Origin of the sequence: Mesorhizobium sp. M7A.F.Ca.MR.362.00.0.0 (assembly GCF_004023175.1) — a bacterium.
Lineage (GTDB): Bacteria > Pseudomonadota > Alphaproteobacteria > Rhizobiales > Rhizobiaceae > Mesorhizobium.
In genome coordinates this window covers 653-1,806 of the sequence record NZ_RZTF01000670.1, presented here as the reverse complement: position 1 = coordinate 1,806, position 1,154 = coordinate 653, and the positions used below count along the sequence as shown (strand labels likewise).

Sequence of the window (1,154 nt, the reverse complement as noted above, 5' to 3'; positions counted from 1 at the left end):
GCTTGCAAACAATGCCGAGCTTATCAGCCTCGTCGGCAAGTCGGCCGAGCAGGTCAACAACCAGATCAAGCAGATCACCCAGCTCGCCGAGCAAATCCAGAACCAGCTCAATATCTACAACAACCTGCTGCAGAACACCGCGCAGCTGCCCAACCATATCTGGGGCCAGGCCGAGAACGACCTGAAGAGCCTGCAGAACGTCGTAGCGCAAGGGCAGGGCGTCGCCTTTTCGATGGGCAATATCGATGACGTTTTGAAACAGCGCTTCCAGAGCTTCGCCGACATGAAGAGCAACCTGCCGGATGGCACAAGTTTTTCGTCGACCTACCAGAGCTGGTCAGACACCAACCGCGACACGATCGCCGGAACGCTGAAGGCAGCGAACCTCACCGCGGAGCAGTTCTCGAGCGAGGAATCCACCATGTCCTCGCTGCGCTCAATGTCGGAATCGGCCGACGGCCAGATGAAGGCGCTGCAGGTCGGCCATCAGATCGCCACCCAGCAGGTCGCGCAGATGCAGAAGCTGCGCGGGCTCGTCTCGCAGCAGATGACCATGATGGGCACGTGGTTCCAGTCCGAACAGGCGAGACAGGACCTCGCCGAGGCCCGCCGCGAGCAGTTCTTCAACGCGCCCAACCGCGATATCCGCAGCGGTCAGACGATGGAGCCCCGCTGGTGAGCCCGCGCCTTCTCATCGCCCTCGCGGTGTTCGTCGCCTTCGGCGCCGGCATGATGTTGTGGGTAGTCGTGCAACCGAACGCCACGACTGAAACGCCGGCGGCGGCGTCGAGCTCTGGTGCTGCGCGTCAAGAGCACCGGGAGCGCTTTTTCGGCGGCGATCCGGATCGCGATGTGCGCGGCGGGCAGGAAATGAAGCCGCGATGGTGATTGTCCGCCCCTCCCGCGCGTTTGAGGCGCTGTTCATCGTCATCGCCATCGTGCTGCTCGCGAGCGCGCCGGCGCTTGCACAGCAAGGTTCGGTCCTAACAACACTGGAGAACCAGGTCGTCACCGCCGCAAAGGGCTGGGAGACGACGGTCATGGACGCGGCACGCTCGCTGTTCTGGATTCTCGCCAGCATCGAAGTTGGGATCGCCGCGGTCTGGCTGGCGATTAACGCGGCCAGCCTCGACGCTTGGTTCGCCGAGCTGGTG

Annotated in this window: 2 protein-coding genes and 1 pseudogene; all 3 read left to right on the top strand. The window is 62.9% G+C overall.

Annotated features, from left to right (window positions below; genetic code table 11):
• Nucleotides 1-679, top strand: a 679-nt coding sequence (trbJ, locus tag EOC06_RS36650; RefSeq protein WP_128310076.1) for a P-type conjugative transfer protein TrbJ, incomplete at its 5' end; no start/stop codon positions are given.
• Nucleotides 676-888 (top strand): entry exclusion protein TrbK, encoded by a 213-nt coding sequence (gene trbK, locus EOC06_RS36645; protein ID WP_128177110.1) that lies wholly within the window; start codon nucleotides 676-678, stop codon nucleotides 886-888. The genes trbJ and trbK, both read left to right, overlap by 4 nt.
• A pseudogene (locus EOC06_RS44520) lies at nucleotides 882-1,154 on the top strand (conjugal transfer protein TrbL); the annotation flags it as partial. The gene trbK and the pseudogene EOC06_RS44520, both read left to right, overlap by 7 nt.